This window comes from Serratia sp. G204Y, from assembly GCF_051172435.1.
Classification (GTDB): Bacteria; Pseudomonadota; Gammaproteobacteria; order Enterobacterales; family Enterobacteriaceae; genus Serratia; species Serratia sarumanii.
The window spans coordinates 527,430-542,228 of the sequence record NZ_JBPIZA010000001.1 but is presented as its reverse complement, the minus strand read 5'-3'; the positions used below and the strand labels follow the sequence as shown (position 1 = coordinate 542,228).

4 protein-coding genes are annotated in these 14,799 nt (G+C 63.2%); 2 read left to right on the top strand and 2 right to left on the bottom strand.

What is annotated here, in order from left to right; translation table 11 throughout:
• The first annotated feature begins 99 nt into the window (after positions 1–99).
• Positions 100–993, top strand: coding sequence for a LysR family transcriptional regulator (locus ACSBQQ_RS02615; protein WP_039565350.1), 894 nt, complete (start codon positions 100–102; stop codon positions 991–993).
• On the opposite strand, the gene ACSBQQ_RS02610 is transcribed toward ACSBQQ_RS02615, so the two are convergent.
• Together ACSBQQ_RS02610 and ACSBQQ_RS02605 are read right to left on the bottom strand one after the other, a co-directional pair.
• A complete protein-coding gene (locus ACSBQQ_RS02610) occupies positions 990–1,979 on the bottom strand; it encodes an aldo/keto reductase (protein ID WP_060427839.1) in 990 nt (329 codons plus the stop codon). The two genes, ACSBQQ_RS02615 and ACSBQQ_RS02610, sit on opposite strands and share 4 nt — an antisense overlap.
• A gap of 130 nt (positions 1,980–2,109) precedes the next feature.
• Entirely contained in the window at positions 2,110–12,126 is a 10,017-nt protein-coding gene (locus ACSBQQ_RS02605) for a non-ribosomal peptide synthetase (RefSeq protein ID WP_060427837.1), read from the bottom strand.
• A 528-nt stretch (positions 12,127–12,654) separates the two neighbouring features.
• On the opposite strand from ACSBQQ_RS02605, the gene pqqU reads away from it, so the two are divergent.
• Positions 12,655–14,784, top strand: a complete 2,130-nt coding sequence (gene pqqU, locus ACSBQQ_RS02600; RefSeq protein ID WP_060427835.1) for a TonB-dependent receptor PqqU — start codon at positions 12,655–12,657, stop codon at positions 14,782–14,784.
• Positions 14,785–14,799: the final 15 nt, after the last annotated feature.

Genomic DNA, 14,799 nt, shown 5'->3' with positions numbered 1-14,799 from the left:
ATGCTTTTCCGGCGACTAGCGGGTAAAATGCGCAAGGAGCTATGAGCTAAATTCATAAATCTGCGCGACAGTGCGCTCACCTTCCTCTTCGGTGCCGATATGTTGAAAGAAAACTTTAACGATCTGATCGCTTTCCTGATGGTGGCCAGGGAGCGCAGCTTCACCAAAGCGGCGGCGCAGCTTGGGGTTTCCCAATCGGCGCTCAGCCACGCTATTCGCGGGCTGGAAGAACGCCTGGCGCTGCGCTTGCTCACCCGCACCACCCGCAGCGTCGCCCCCACCGAGGCCGGTGAACGGCTGCTCAACAGCATCGGCCCGCGCTTTGCGGAGATTGAAAGCGAGCTGAACGCGCTGGGTGAAATGCGCGATCGGCCCGCCGGCAACATCCGCATCACCGCCGGCGAACACGCGGTGGATGCGGTGCTGTGGCCGGTGTTGCGCACTTTTCTCGTCGATTACCCGGATATCAACGTGGAAATCACCGTCGACAACAGCCTGACCGACATCGTCGCCGGGCGATTCGACGCCGGCATTCGGCTGGGGGAACAGGTGGCGAAGGATATGGTGGCGGTGCGCATAGGGCCGGACATGCGCATGGTGCCCGTCGCCTCCCCCGCCTATTTCGCCCGTTACGGCCGCCCCGCCACGCCGCAAGCGCTGCAAAACCATCGCTGCATCAACATGCGCCTGCCCACCCTCGGCGGGCTGTACGCCTGGGAATTTGCCCGCGATGGCCGGGAGATCAAAGTGCGGGTGGAGGGGCAACTGACCTTCAACAGCCTGCGCCAGCGGATCGACGCCGCGCAGCTCGGCCTCGGCATCGCCTTTGTGCCGGAAGATACCGTCGCCGAGCCGCTGGCCGACGGCCGGCTGCAGATGGCGCTGGACGACTGGTGCCCGCCGTTTCCCGGCTATTACCTCTATTATCCGAGCCGCAGGCAGCACACCACCGCCTTTGCGCTGCTGATTGAGGCGCTGCGGCGCGGGGCTTAACGCCCGACGTTTTTCTGCAGATGCGCCGGGTAGCGATCGCCGATCACGTCGATAGCGGAAAGCGCGCGCTCAATCTCGCCCAGCTCGTCCGCCGCCAACGCGACCGCCGCCGCCGCGAGGTTTTCTTGCAGACGATGGCGCTTGGTGGTTCCCGGGATCGGCACGATCCACGGCTGCTGCGCCAGCAGCCAGGCCAGAGCGATCTGCGCCGGCGTCGCGCCCTTGCGCTGCGCTATCTGCCCCAGCACATCCACCAGCGCCTGGTTGGCTCGGCGCGCCTCGGCGCTGAAACGTGGCACCTGGTTGCGAAAATCGCCGCTGTCGAAGGTGGTGTCCTCGGTGATGGCGCCGGTGAGAAAGCCCTTGCCGAGCGGGCTGAACGGCACCAGACCGATGCCCAGTTCCGCCAGCGTCGGCAAGATTTCACGCTCCGGCTCACGCCACCACAGCGAATATTCGCTTTGCAGCGCCGTGACCGGCTGCACTGCGTGGGCACGCCGAATGGTTTGCGCTCCGGCTTCCGACAGGCCGAAGTACTTCACTTTCCCTTCGCGAATCAGTTGCTGCACCGTCCCGGCCACCTCCTCGATAGGCACCTCGGGATCGACGCGATGTTGATACAGCAGATCGATGGCCTCTACCCGCAGGCGCTTCAGCGAACCGTCCACCGCCCGGCGAATATGCTCCGGACGGCTGTTCAACACCTGTTGCCCCGCCGGCTGCGACAGATCGAAACCAAACTTGGTGGCGATAACAACCCGATCGCGCACCGGCGCCAGCGCTTCGCCCAACAATTCCTCGTTCGTGAAAGGACCATAAATCTCGGCGGTATCGAAGAACGTCACGCCTTCGTCGACCGCGGCACGGATCAGCTCGATCGCCTGTCGTTTGTCGGTGGCCGGGCCATAGCCAAAACTCAGCCCCATGCAGCCCAACCCCAACGCCGAGACTTCCAGCCCTTCGCGCCCCAATTTGCGTGTTTGCATCTTCACTCTCCCGCTGATTGATACCGGCGCCGCCTGACGCGGCGCCGCTCCGGTGTGATGACTGTAAAACACGGTTGGCACCATGACTATGGGGCGAAATACGCTTGGGCTTATGAGCCAGGCTCATGAATCAAACGTCATCGTTGAGCGCTTGGCCGATCGCCTCCTCACACAGCAGGATGTTATGGTGATGACAAGCCAGCGGGATGACCCTCAGCCGCTCACAGACCGCGCCTAGCCCATTATCCGCCACCGCCAGCAGCGGCGCCGTGACCGCCTCCGGCAACTGCGGGTTCCTCTCCGTCGCCTTAAACAGCGTCACCTTGGTGGTCTGCAGCCTGCGGCTCAGACTCCCCTCAGACAGCCGCCGTTCCGCCTGCCCCGCGGCCATGGCGCGTGTAGCCGCCTCGCCTTCGATGCCCAGCACCGGCAGCAGCTGATCCAAGGGCAACTCCGCCGTAGCCTGCCGGTAGAAGCTGTCCAGCAGATACAGTTGCACGTTACGGCAGCCACGCGCCTCCAGGCGGGCGGCAATCTCCAACGCGATAATGCCCCCCAGCGACCAACCGAGAATGCGCACCGGCCCGGCGCCTTGCAGCAGACCGGCGGCGATCATCTCGTTCAGATACCGTTCGGCCAGATCGCCGAGCGAGTCGATGGCGGGTTGATGGTAAAGGTTATGGTTATCGACGCCATAGCAGTTGAATCGCCCCTGCAGCGGCTGGGCGAAAGCGTGGAATGCCTCCGCCCCTACCAGCGCCGGATGGATCATCCATACGACGGGCGCGCCCTCTGCCCAGCGGTTAAGCGGCAAGACCAGGCGGCGTTCGTTGGCGGCCAACAGGTTTTTCAGCGTGCGACTTTGCAACAGCTGCACCACCGGCACCGGCGCGGCCATCAATTCGCCCATGCCGACACACAGGGAAATGGCCTTGATCGAGGTGCCGCCCAGCAGGAAGAAATCGTCCGTCATGCCGACCTGTCCGCACTGCAGCGCCGCCTGCCACAGTGCACACAGCTGCTGTTCCAGCTCGTTCGCGGGAGCGACATAAACCTGCGGTTCGCTCGCCGCAGGCGCAGGCAACGCCTTGCGATCCAGCTTGCCGCTGGAGTTGTGCGGCAACGCTTCCAGCCGCATCAGCGCCGCAGGCAGCATGTACAACGGCAATTGCCCGCTCATAAAGGCCAACAGCGCCGATTCATCCAGCGGCGCCTCGCTGACGTAATACAGCGCCAGGCGCTGCCGATGCGCCTCCGACAGCACGACGGCGCAACAGGATTTGATCGCGCCGAACGCCAGCGCACATTGCTCGACCTCGCCCAGTTCAACGCGGTAGCCGTTGATTTTCACCTGAAAATCCATACGGCCGAGGAATTCCAGGTTGCCGTCCGGCAAATAGCGGCCGGCGTCGCCAGTGCGATAAAGCCGCTCCCCCAGCTCCGGATGGTAGATGAATTTCTCTTCGGTCAGCGACGGATTGCGGTAATAACCGCGCGCCACGCCGATCCCACCGATGTATTGCTCCCCCGGCAAGCAGGGCGGCAGCACGCGCAGATGACGATCCAGCACGTAAAAACGCTGATGGGCCATCGCCTGACCGTAAGGCACGCTGGGCGCCAGGATCGGCGTCTCCGGGATGTCGTACAGGATCGACCAAATGGAGCTCTCGGTCGCGCCCCCGGCGCTGACGACTCGGCACCCCGGCCGCCATTGACGAATGCGCGCCGGCAGTTGGCGGGAGATCACCTCGCCCACCAGCACCACGTTGCGCAGCTGCGGCCACTGCGCCTGCGACGCGGCGGATTCCAACTGCTCTACCAACAGCGTCATCACCGAAGGCGCAGAGTTCCAGAAGGTCACGCCCTGAGTCATCAACAGCCGATGCCAGGCCTCAGGCTGATAGCGTTCGGTTTCGGACGGCATCACGATAGCGCCGCCCACCGACAGCAGGCCGAAAATATCGAACACCGAAATGTCGAAACTCAGCGCGCTGAGCGCCAACCCGCGATCGTCCGCGCCGAGTTCCAGCTGGCGCAAGGTATCGATGATGCTGTTCACCGCGCCGCGATGTTCTATCGCCACCCCTTTCGGCGCGCCGGTAGAGCCGGAGGTGAAAATGACATAGGCCAGCGCGGAAGGCGCCGGCAAGACAGGCTCTCCCGGCGCCGCCGGCGGTAACGCCGTGACGGCCCCCTGCGGATCGATGGTCAACAGCCTGGCCTCGCCGCTGGTCGCCCACTCCCGGCTGCTGAGGATAATTCGGGTCTGCGACTGCGCGACGATATCCAGGCGGCGGCGTTCCGGCCAGGCGCCGTCCAGCGGCAAATAAGCCTTGCCGGCCATCAGAATCGCCAGCACCGCAATGATTTGCGCCCGCCCTTTGTCCACCATCACCGCGATGGTATCGGCGCGCATGTCCGCGTGCTGACGCAGCTGCAGCGACAGCGTCAGCGCGCGCCGATACAGCTCACCGTAGCTCAGTTCGCCCCATTCATCGACGATCGCCAGCCGTTGCGGATGGCGCTCGGTCTGACGGATGAAATCATGATGGATGGCACGCTCAAAATCGTAGGCCGACGGACAGGATTGATGGAAGGCGCGTTGCCGCGCCATTTCACTCTCCGAGACCAGCGCCAACTGGCTGACGCGCTGCTCCCCGTGATTGACGATCTGCGTGAGGATGGTCAGATAATACTCGCCCAACAGCGCCAGCGTGGCCGGTGAGAACAATGCGGTGGCATAGTTGAAGATCGCCCTGCCGCCCTGCGGCGCCGGCTGTATGCTCAGCGTCAAATCGAATTTGGCCGCCTGGTAGTGCGCCAGCAGATCCTGCGGCGCCAGCCAGGCCGGCGCATCCCCCACTTCCTCCAGCGCGAACAGCGCCTGGAACAGCGGATGGCGCGACAGATCGCGCGGCACCTGCAGCAGCTCGATCAGCTGATCCAACGGCAAATTCTGATGCCGTTGCGCCTGCAGCACGCCGTCAAAGACCCGGTTTACATAGTCGTTCAGCGACGCCGCATCGTCGATCTGCGAACGCAGCGGCAGCGTGTTGACGAAGAACCCGATCGCCGAGCGGGTCTCCGCCACCGGCCGGTTGGCGACCGGCGTGCCGACCAGAATATCTTGCTGGCCGCTGAAGTAACCGAGCAGCAGGTTAAAGGCCGCGAGATACAGCGCAAACGGCGTGACGCCTTGGCGCCGGGCGAACTGCGTCGCCTGCATCGTCAGGGCCTCCGGCAGCGCGATGACGTGGTTGGCGCCGCGATGATCGAAGCGGGCCGGCCGCACGAAATCGAGCGGCATTTCCAGCGTCTGCCATCCATCCAGCGCTTGTCGCCAATATGCCTTCGCCTCATCCGCCTGAGCGGATTCCAGCCAGCGCCGCTGCCAGACGGCATAGTCGCCATAGTGCAACGGCAACGCCGCCAGCCCGGCCTCTTGCCCTTGCCGCTGCGCCTGATACAGCACGTCCAGCTCCTGCAACAGCACCGGCTGCGACCAGCCGTCAAACGCCAGGTGATGCACCAGAATCAGGCTGTAAGTCACCCACCCGCCATCCGGCTGCGCCACCCGGTAAACGGCTGCCCTGATCGGCAATTCCGCCCCCAGCGCGAACGGCCGGTCGATATCCTGCCGCAGCCTGTCCGGCCAGTGCGCCGCCGCCAGCGTCACGCGCTCCAGCGAAAGCGTCAGTTCACAGGCGCGGGCGACGGCGCTTTGGGATGGCATCTGGACAATCAGGCTGTGCAAGACCTGATGCCGGGCGACCACCGCCTGCAAACTGCGCTCGTAAGCCGCCAGGCACACCTCGTCGCCGAGACGGAACAGCATCGGCACGTGGTAGAGATTGCCGCCGCCGTTCAAATTCTCGATAAACCACAGCTGCAGCTGTGAAGAAGAGAGCGGATACTCGCGCTGCCGCAGCGGCGGGATCGACACCGGCGCGGCGCCCTGCTCCTGTTGCGGCAACGCGCGGCACAGCGAGCGGATCGTCGGGAAGCGCCCCAGCTCGCTCAGCGTGACCTCGCGCGCCAGCCGCCGGCCGATCTGATAGCAGGCCTGGATAGCCAGAAGAGAGTTGCCCCCCAGCGAGAAGAAATTGTCCTCCACGCCGATATCCTGCCGCTGCAGCAGATCGCGCCACACCGCCAGACAAGCGTTCTCCCATTCGCTCTGCGCCGCGACAAACTCACGCGCCGCCCTTTCCGGCTGCGGCAACGCCTGTCGCGCTATCTTGCCGTTTTCGGTCAGCGGCAGCTGCGCCAACTGCATCAGCGCCTGCGGCACCATGTAAGGAGGCAGTTGGCGGCTCAAATGCTGAGCTAGCGCCTGAGGGGCGATCGCCTCATCGGCAACGTAATACGCGGCCAGGCAGGGCTGCGGTTGCGTGACGAGCACGCAGCAACAGGCGGTCACGCCCGGATAGGCGAGCGCGGCATGTTCTATCTCCCCCAGTTCGATGCGATAGCCGTTCAGTTTGATCTGCTGATCTAGGCGCCCCATAAACTCCACGTTGCCATCCTCCAGCCATCGGCCCGCATCACCGGTGCGATACACCCGCTCCTGCAGCTCGTCATGCCAGAAGAAACTCTCGGCGGTGCGTTGCGGATCGCCGTAATACCCGCGCGCCAGGCCTTCCCCCGCCAGATAGATTTCGCCTCGGACACCCGGCGCGGCGGGCCGCCGCCCGGCATCCAGGATATAGCAACGCTGGTGCGGCAACGGTTTGCCGTAAGGAATGCTGACCGACCGAATTTTCTGACCGCGCGGCACTTCGTACAGCATGGTGAAGATCGCCGCCTCCGTAGCGCCGCCGGCGCTGCAAAAACGGCCGTGCGGCGCCCAGGCCAGGCAGCGTTCCGGCAGCGAGGTGGCGATCCAGTCGCCCCCCACCATCACCGCCCGCAGCGCCGGTGCCGGCCCAGCCGTCAACCCCGCCCCGTTCACATAATCCAGCAACAGCTCCATCAGCGCCGGTGCGCTCAGCCATTGCGTCACCCGATGGGTCATCATCAGCTGATACCAGGCCTGCGGATTGGTCCGATCCCGCTCGGCTGGCATCACGACCGCGCCGCCGGCGCTCAACGGGCTGAAAATGTCGAAGATCGCCAGATCGAAGCTCAACGCGCTGAGGGCCAGGCTGCGATCCCGCTCGTTGAGGCCGAAATACCGCCGCACGCCTTCCAGCATATTCACCGCGCTGCGATGTTCGATCGCCACGCCTTTCGGGGTACCGGTCGATCCCGAGGTGAAAATGATATAGGCCAGGCTGTCGGGCCCGGCATCCAGCGCCGGCAGGCGCTGTTCCGGCAGCGGCAGCTGCGCCGCCAGCCCTGCGGCATTCAGTTCGATCAGATTGATCTCGGCGCAGGCCCAGGGCGCATCGCTGAGCAGCGTATTGATGCCGGCCTGCGCCATCACGTTCAGCCGCCGCTGCGGCGGCCATGCCGCCTCCATCGGCAAAAACGCCTTGCCGCACATCAGCGCCGCCAGCAGGGCTACCGGCTGCCGGCGCCCCTTGTCGGCGATGACGGCGATGGCGTCACCGGTCATCCGCCCTTGCACGCGCAGCTGAGTGGCAAGCGTCAGCGCCGCCGCGTGCAGCTCACCGTAAGTCATTTCGCCCTGCTCGTCGACAACCGCCACGGCCTGCGGATTGCGCCGCGCATGCTGCACGAAGTCCTGTTGCAGGCTGCGTTCAAACGCATAGCCGAAGGCGGGCGACGCCGGCAGCGCCTGGCTCTGCGGTTGCAGACGGATATTTTCCAGCGGCCAGTCGTCGTGGTGCGCCATCTGCTGCAACACGGCGAGATAGTAGCCGGCCAACCGATCCATCGACGCTTTGCTGAACAGCGCCGAAGCGAAGTTGAAGCGCGCGCGCATCTGCTCCCCCTGCGGCGTTAGCGTGAGCGTGAGATCAAACTTGGCGGTGCGTTCATAAGCGCTCAGGTCGACCACCGACAGCCAGTCCGGGCGCGCCAGTGCGCCTCCTTCGCTCTCCAACGCGAACATGACCTGGAACAGCGGATGGCGCGAAAAATCGCGCGGCAGCGCCAGGTCGTCCACCAGCGCTTCCAGCGACAGCGTCTGATGCTGCTGCGCCTGCAGCGTCGTGGCCGCGACCTGCCGCACAAACTCGACGACGCGATGGCGCGGGTCGATCTGCCGGCGCAAAGGCAGCGTATTGACGAAGAACCCGATCAGATTCTCCAGTTCAGGGCGGCTGCGGTTGGCCAACGGCGTGCCGACCATGACATCGTTCTGGCCGCTGTAGCGGGACAACAGCAACATGAACCCCGCCAGCATCACCGCATGCAGCGTCACCCCCTCTCTGCGCGCCAGCGCATCCAGCGCCTTCACCAGCGCCGCCGGCAACGGCACTTCGCTGTTGTCTCCGCGCTCGTCGAAGACCGCCGGCCGCAAAAAGTCCAACGGCAGCGAGAGTTGCTGGCAGCCCGCCAGCGCTTGCCGCCAAAAGGCCAATTCTTCCGCCCGGCGCTGCACATTTTCCGGCGCTTGTTGCCAGCACGCATAGTCGAGGTATTGCAACGCAGGCTCTGTCGCCTCACGCCACGTTCCCCGATAGCGCGCGTCCAGCTCCTGCAGCAGCACCTCAAGCGACCAGCCGTCAAAGACGATGTGATGGAACACCAACAGGCAAACGGTCGTTTCCCGCTCCGCCGCATCGCGGTAACGGTAGCGCGTGGCGCGCAGCGGCAGCTCGCTCGTCAAATCCATCGGCTGGCTGCAGGCTTGCGTCAGCGCGGCGTCAAATTCATCGGCGCTCAGCGTTAGCACAGGCACCGGCAACGCGGTGTCGCTGACCCACTGGCTGGCTTCGCCCCGATCATTCTGGCGAATTAGGCTGCGCAAGATCTGGTGGCGCTCGACGATCGCCTGCAGGCACTCCGCAAAACGTTCGTCATCGATATCCGGCGACAGCCGTAGCAGCACCGGCGACAGATAATGCGTGGCGTTCACCGACAGTTGCTGAACAAACCACAGCCGCGACTGCTGAAGCGACAGCGGCGCCTCCCGCAGCCCGCCGGAGAGGATCGGCAGCTCGTCCGGCGGCGCCTGACGCTGGGCAGCGATGTGCTCGCTCAGCGCGGCCACCGTCGGGTGCTGATTCAACGTTAGCACCGAGATCTTCGCCCCCGGCAGTTTATTCACTTCGTGGCACAGCCGGATCGCCATCATGGAGTTGCCGCCGAGGCGGAAGAAGTTGTCATCCACGCCGACATCGCCCCCCAGCAGCCGATTGAACAGTGCCGACAGGCGAATCTCCAGCGGCGAACACGGCCGGCGAAACGCCGTTTGCGGCTCGATCGGCAAAGGTTCCGGCAATGCCCGGTAATCGACCTTGCGGCTCACCGTCAGCGGCAGCGCCGCCAGCGCCCGCATCGCCGAGGGCAACATGTAGTGCGGCAGCTGCGCCGCCAGCCGTTGCAAGATGTCGCCGGCCTCCGGCTCCGCGCCAGGTTGCGGCACATACCAGGCCGCCAGCTGATCCGCCGTGCCGGGACGCAGGCTCACCACCGCCTCGGCCACCTCAGGCAGCGCGCGCAGCTGCATTTCTATCTCGCCCAATTCGATGCGATAGCCGTTGATCTTGATTTGCTGATCGTGCCGTCCGAGGTACTCCAGACTGCCGTCGGCCAAGCGCCGCACTCTGTCGCCGGTGCGGTACAGGCGCCGGTACGGCTCACGCAGTTCAAAAGGATTGGCGGTGAACGCGGCCTCCGTCAACGTCGGCAGGTTCAGGTATCCGCGCGCCAGACCGACGCCGGCCAGGCACAGCTCGCCTTCCGCCCCCAGCGGCAGCAAGTTATCGTGCTCGTCAACCACATAGCAACGCATGTTGGCGATGGCGTGGCCGATATTGCGTGCGCCGTTGCGGCGATAAATATTCAGGCTGGCGCTGACCGAAGCTTCGGTCGGGCCATACATGTTGGCGACCTGCATGCCGCGGGCCAGGTAATGGTCGAGCGCTTCCTGCGCGCTCGCCTCGCCGCCGGTCGCGAGATAGCGCACCGAAGCCGGCAATTCAGGGAAGGCGCCAAGCAGCGCCGGCGGCAGGAAGCAGGCCTCGATGCACCAGGCCGCCATCTGTTCGCACAACAACGCCGGATCTCGTCGCTGCGCTTCGCTCGCGATGAACAGCCGGTGGCCGTTGCCCAGGGCCATGAACACCTCAAAGACGTGCGCATCAAAGGCCAGCGACGCGAACTGCAGGCAGTTGAGCGCATCCGGCTCATTGCGCAACAAACGCTGCGTATGGCCAAGCACCATGTTGGCCGCACCCCGGTGTTCGCACAGCGTGCCCTTTGGCCGCCCGCTGGTGCCGGAGGTGTAAATCACGTAGGCCAACTGCCGGGCGTCCACACGCGGCAAGCTCGCGGCGTCCGCGTCGGCGAGCGGTTCATCCGCCGACAGGCAAAGATCGCCCGGCGCCAATCGCTGCGCCGCGGCCTGCAACGCGCTTTCGGTCAGGACGATCGGGCTGTTCACCTCTTGCAGGATATAATCCAGCCGCTGCGCCGGCGCGGCGGGATCCAGCGGCACATAGGCACCGCCCGCCTTCATGATGGCCAGCATCGCCACCACCGCCTCCGCGCTGCGCTGCAGATACAGCGGGATCAGCGTCTCCGGCGGCATGGCCACGCCGCGCAGCCGTTGATACTCCGCCCGCAGCCGCAGCGCCAGACGATCGCTGCGCTGCGCCAGCTGGCGGTAGCTGAGCGATCCTTTGGCGTCGGTCACGGCGATGCGTTCCGGGTGACGGCGCGCCTGGCGGGCCAGGCCGTCGAGCAGCGTCGCTTCCGCGTCGGCCGTTGCAGGCCCGCTCTCCCAGGCGTCGCGGCAGCGCAAAACCTGTTGCGCCGTCAGCTGCGGCCAAGCGGCAATCGGCGCATCCGGTTCGGTTAATGCGCGCTGCAATAGCCAGAGATACTGCTCCGCCATCTCCGCCATCTGGGTCGCGTCGAACAGATCGGGGCGGTAGCGCAGGCGAAACTCAAAGGCCTGCTCGGTGGGCTGATACTCCAGCAGCAGTTCCGAACCGGCCAGATCGACATTGAACCGGTGATTGACGCCAATGCGACACCCCTCGAGCGCCAGCGGCGCATCTTTCAGGTAAGCCTGGGTAAAGTTGACGTTCAGCTGACGCACCGGACTGAGGCTCAGCATGTCATAAACCGGTAATTGGCTGTGCCGCAGCTTGCCAGCCACCTTGAGCGCTTTGCTGTAGGCCAGCGTCGCTCGGTACAGCTGATTGAACGTGGCTCCCGGGGCGAGGGTCAAGGGAAACACCGCAGTGTTGACCTGTGCGCCGAAGAACAGCGCCTCGCCGCCCTCCGGCGCGATGGGATAACCGATATGCACCGTTTCCTGCGCAGATTGTCGGGCGATCAGCAGCGCCCACAGCGTTTTGAAGATCAGGAAAGGATTGGCATACCTGACGCCGGATTTCAGCGCTTGCCACTCAGCGAACGGCAACGCAAAGCGCACTTCGCCGGCGCCGGGCGCTTCGGCCGCTGCGCCGGGGAGATAAGGCAACGCCACGCGCGGGGCGCATTCGGCCAGCATGTCGCCCCAGAATGACGCGGAACCGAACTCGTGTTTCAACGCCGCGATATCCGCCTCATAGCGCCGGTACAATGTGCTGATGTCCGTTTCATCCGCCTGCGGCGGCGTCACCGCCGTGCCGCGATTGTAATAGGCGGAAACGGCGCTGTAGAACTCCTGTCCGGACAGGCCGTCGATCAGGATGTGATGAACGACAATGATCAGGTTATAGCGCTGCGGAGCCAGCTCAATCAGGTAGAAGCGGCACAGCGGCCCTTCCCGGAGATCGAACGGCGTGTTGATTAACTTACCGACATCGCAATCGGCATCGAGCGTTTCCAGCGCAATTTTTTTCGCCGACCTTACCCAGCGTAATTGCGAGGCGCTGTCATCCAGAACGTGGTGAAACAGAATATAGTCACGGCAAACCCCGTCGATCGCCGCGCGCAGTCGGCCGACGTCCAATTCTCCCTCAATCGTCTGATCCAGCACCAGGTTGTACTCGCAGGAGTGTGGATTGAGCATGTACTCATTCCAAAATGTGTGGGTATAGGGTGAAGCGATGAGCGCGTCCATAAATCAATTCCCTTTTAATATATTCCGTAAATATATAAATAGATATTTATGCATGACATAAATACCGTAAGCGTTATACGATTGAGCTGTTAACTGAAAACCTAAAAAACATAAGAGGGAATATTATTTTATTTTTATAAAAAATAAAGCCACAAAAATACAAATAAATAAATATGATAAAAATCAATCAGATGAAATAGATTTTTATTTTCCACTAATGAATTAACCACATTGCATTCATTAATAAAATAAATGAGATAAACAAATTAAAAAAACGAATAAGATTATGTTTAAGATAAGCCAGGGTGATTTAAAAACGCCCAGCACATCGCTATTGAATAGAGAATTTTCTTAATTGAAAACACGCCTCTTTCGGCTGCGCTATTCCAAAGCATACGATATCGGAATATCCTATACTCTTTGCAGGATGCAGTTTCCTTCCCCTTGAATGCCGGTACAGGGAGTCAAAAATGGCTATTTTCGCCCCCTTGCGGGCAACTCTTTCAGCATTATTGGCAGAATTATCTGATGAATAAAAAACGTCCCGCCTTGACCCCGGCAACCCTGTTATTGCTACAGCCGATCTATATCGGCTCGGCCCTGGCGGCGGAGCAAAAAGACAGCGACACCCTGGTGGTGATGGCGCAACCCACCGGATTGACGGAGCTGGGGTCGCCGGTCTCCGTCAGCGTGATCGACGGCGAAGACCTGCGCAACGCCGCGCCGCAGATTAACCTGTCGGAAAACCTCGGCAGCGTGCCGGGCCTGCAGATCCAAAACCGGCAAAATTATGCGCAGGATCTGCAGCTGTCGATACGCGGGTTCGGTAGCCGCTCGATGTTCGGCGTGCGCGGGGTGCGCATGTACGTCGACGGCATTCCCGCCACCATGCCCGACGGCCAAGGGCAAACCTCCAATATCGACATCAATTCCGTCGAACGCATCGAGGTGCTGCGCGGCCCCTATTCCGCGCTGTACGGCAACGCCTCGGGCGGGGTCATCAATGTTGACACCATTACCGGCACCCAGCCGCCGACGCTGGAGGCCGGCGGCTATTTCGGCAGTGACAACACCTGGCGCTACGGGGTGAAAGCGACCGGCGCCACCGGCGACGGCACCCAGGCCGGCGACGTCAACTACGCCATCTCCGGCACCCGCTTTACTACCCAGGGCTACCGCGATCACAGCGCCGCGCGGAAAAACCTCGGCAACGGCAAGCTCGGCGTGCGGCTGGACGACGTCAGCACCCTGACGCTGATGTTCAACAGCGTCTCAATCGATGCCGGCGATCCGGGCGGCCTGACCGAGGCGGAATGGAAGGAAAACCCGCGCCAGGCGCCGCGCGCGGATCAATACAACACCCGCAAATCGCTCGACCAGACCCAGGCCGGCTTGCGCTATCAGCGCCAGATGAGTGAACGCGACGAACTGACCCTGACCGCCTACCACGGCGAGCGCCACACCACGCAGTACCAATCGATCCCGATGGGGCCGCAGCTCAACCCCACCCACGCCGGCGGGGTGATCGTGCTGGAAAGAAAATATCAGGGCATTGACACTCGCTGGAAGCATGAGGATACTCTCGCATCGTTACCGGTAACACTGATCGGCGGTCTGGATTATGAAACCATGACCGAACGCCGGCAGGGGTTCGAAAACTTTATTCTGCGAGACGGCACAGTGGACTACGGCGAGAAAGGCGACCAGCGGCGCAACGAGAAGAACCGCATCTGGAACCTGGATCCTTACCTGCAAACCTCCTGGCAACTGACGCCGCACTGGACGCTGGATGCCGGCCTGCGCTACAGCACGGTCAGCTTCGACTCGACCGACTATTACATCACGCCGCTCAACGGCGACGACAGCGGCAGCAAGCGTTACCACCAGTGGCTGCCGATGGGCTCGCTCAACTACAAGATCAATCCGGCGTGGAACCTTTATCTCTCCGCCGGCCGCGGCTTTGAAACCCCCACCATCAACGAGCTCTCATACCGCCCCGACGGCCAGGCGGGCCTCAACATCGGCCTGCAGCCGTCTACCAGCGACACCGTCGAGCTGGGCAGCAAGCTGCGCCTCGGCAACGGCCTGGTGAGCGCCGCCCTGTTCCAGACCGAGACCGACAACGAACTGGTGGTGGCGGAAAGCAGCGGCGGGCGCACCAGCTATGCCAACGCCGGCAAAACCCGGCGGCGCGGCCTCGAACTGGCGCTGGATCAGGAGTTTGCGCTGGACTGGCGCCTGAATATGGCCTGGACGCTGCTGGACGCCACCTACCGCAGCGATATGTGCGGTAAATCCGGCTGTACCCCCGCCGGCAATCGCCTGCCGGGCATCGCACGCAATATGGGCTACGCCTCGCTGGCCTGGGCGCCGCCGGAAGGCTGGCACGCCGGCGCGGAGCTGCGCTACATGAGCGACATTCAGGCTAACGACGCCAACAGCGCGCAGGCGCCCTCTTACACCGTGGCCGGCGTAAACGCCGGTTATCGCTTTACCTGGAACCGCTGGGCGCTGGACGTCTTCAGCCGGGTAGACAATGTGTTCGATCGCCGTTACGTCGGTTCGGTGATCGTCAACGAAGGCAACGGCCGCTATTTCGAGCCGGCGCCGGGTCGCAACTGGGGTGGCGGCGCCACCTTGTCTTACCGCTTTGAATAAGGCAAAGCACCTTAA

Coding starts and splice junctions, on each gene's coding strand:
- pqqU (WP_060427835.1), top strand. CDS start 12,655: ATGAATAAAAAACGTCCCGCCTTGACCCCGGCAACCCTGTTATTGCTA.
- ACSBQQ_RS02615 (WP_039565350.1), top strand. CDS start 100: ATGTTGAAAGAAAACTTTAACGATCTGATCGCTTTCCTGATGGTGGCC.
- ACSBQQ_RS02605 (WP_060427837.1), bottom strand. CDS start 12,126: ATGGACGCGCTCATCGCTTCACCCTATACCCACACATTTTGGAATGAG.
- ACSBQQ_RS02610 (WP_060427839.1), bottom strand. CDS start 1,979: ATGCAAACACGCAAATTGGGGCGCGAAGGGCTGGAAGTCTCGGCGTTG.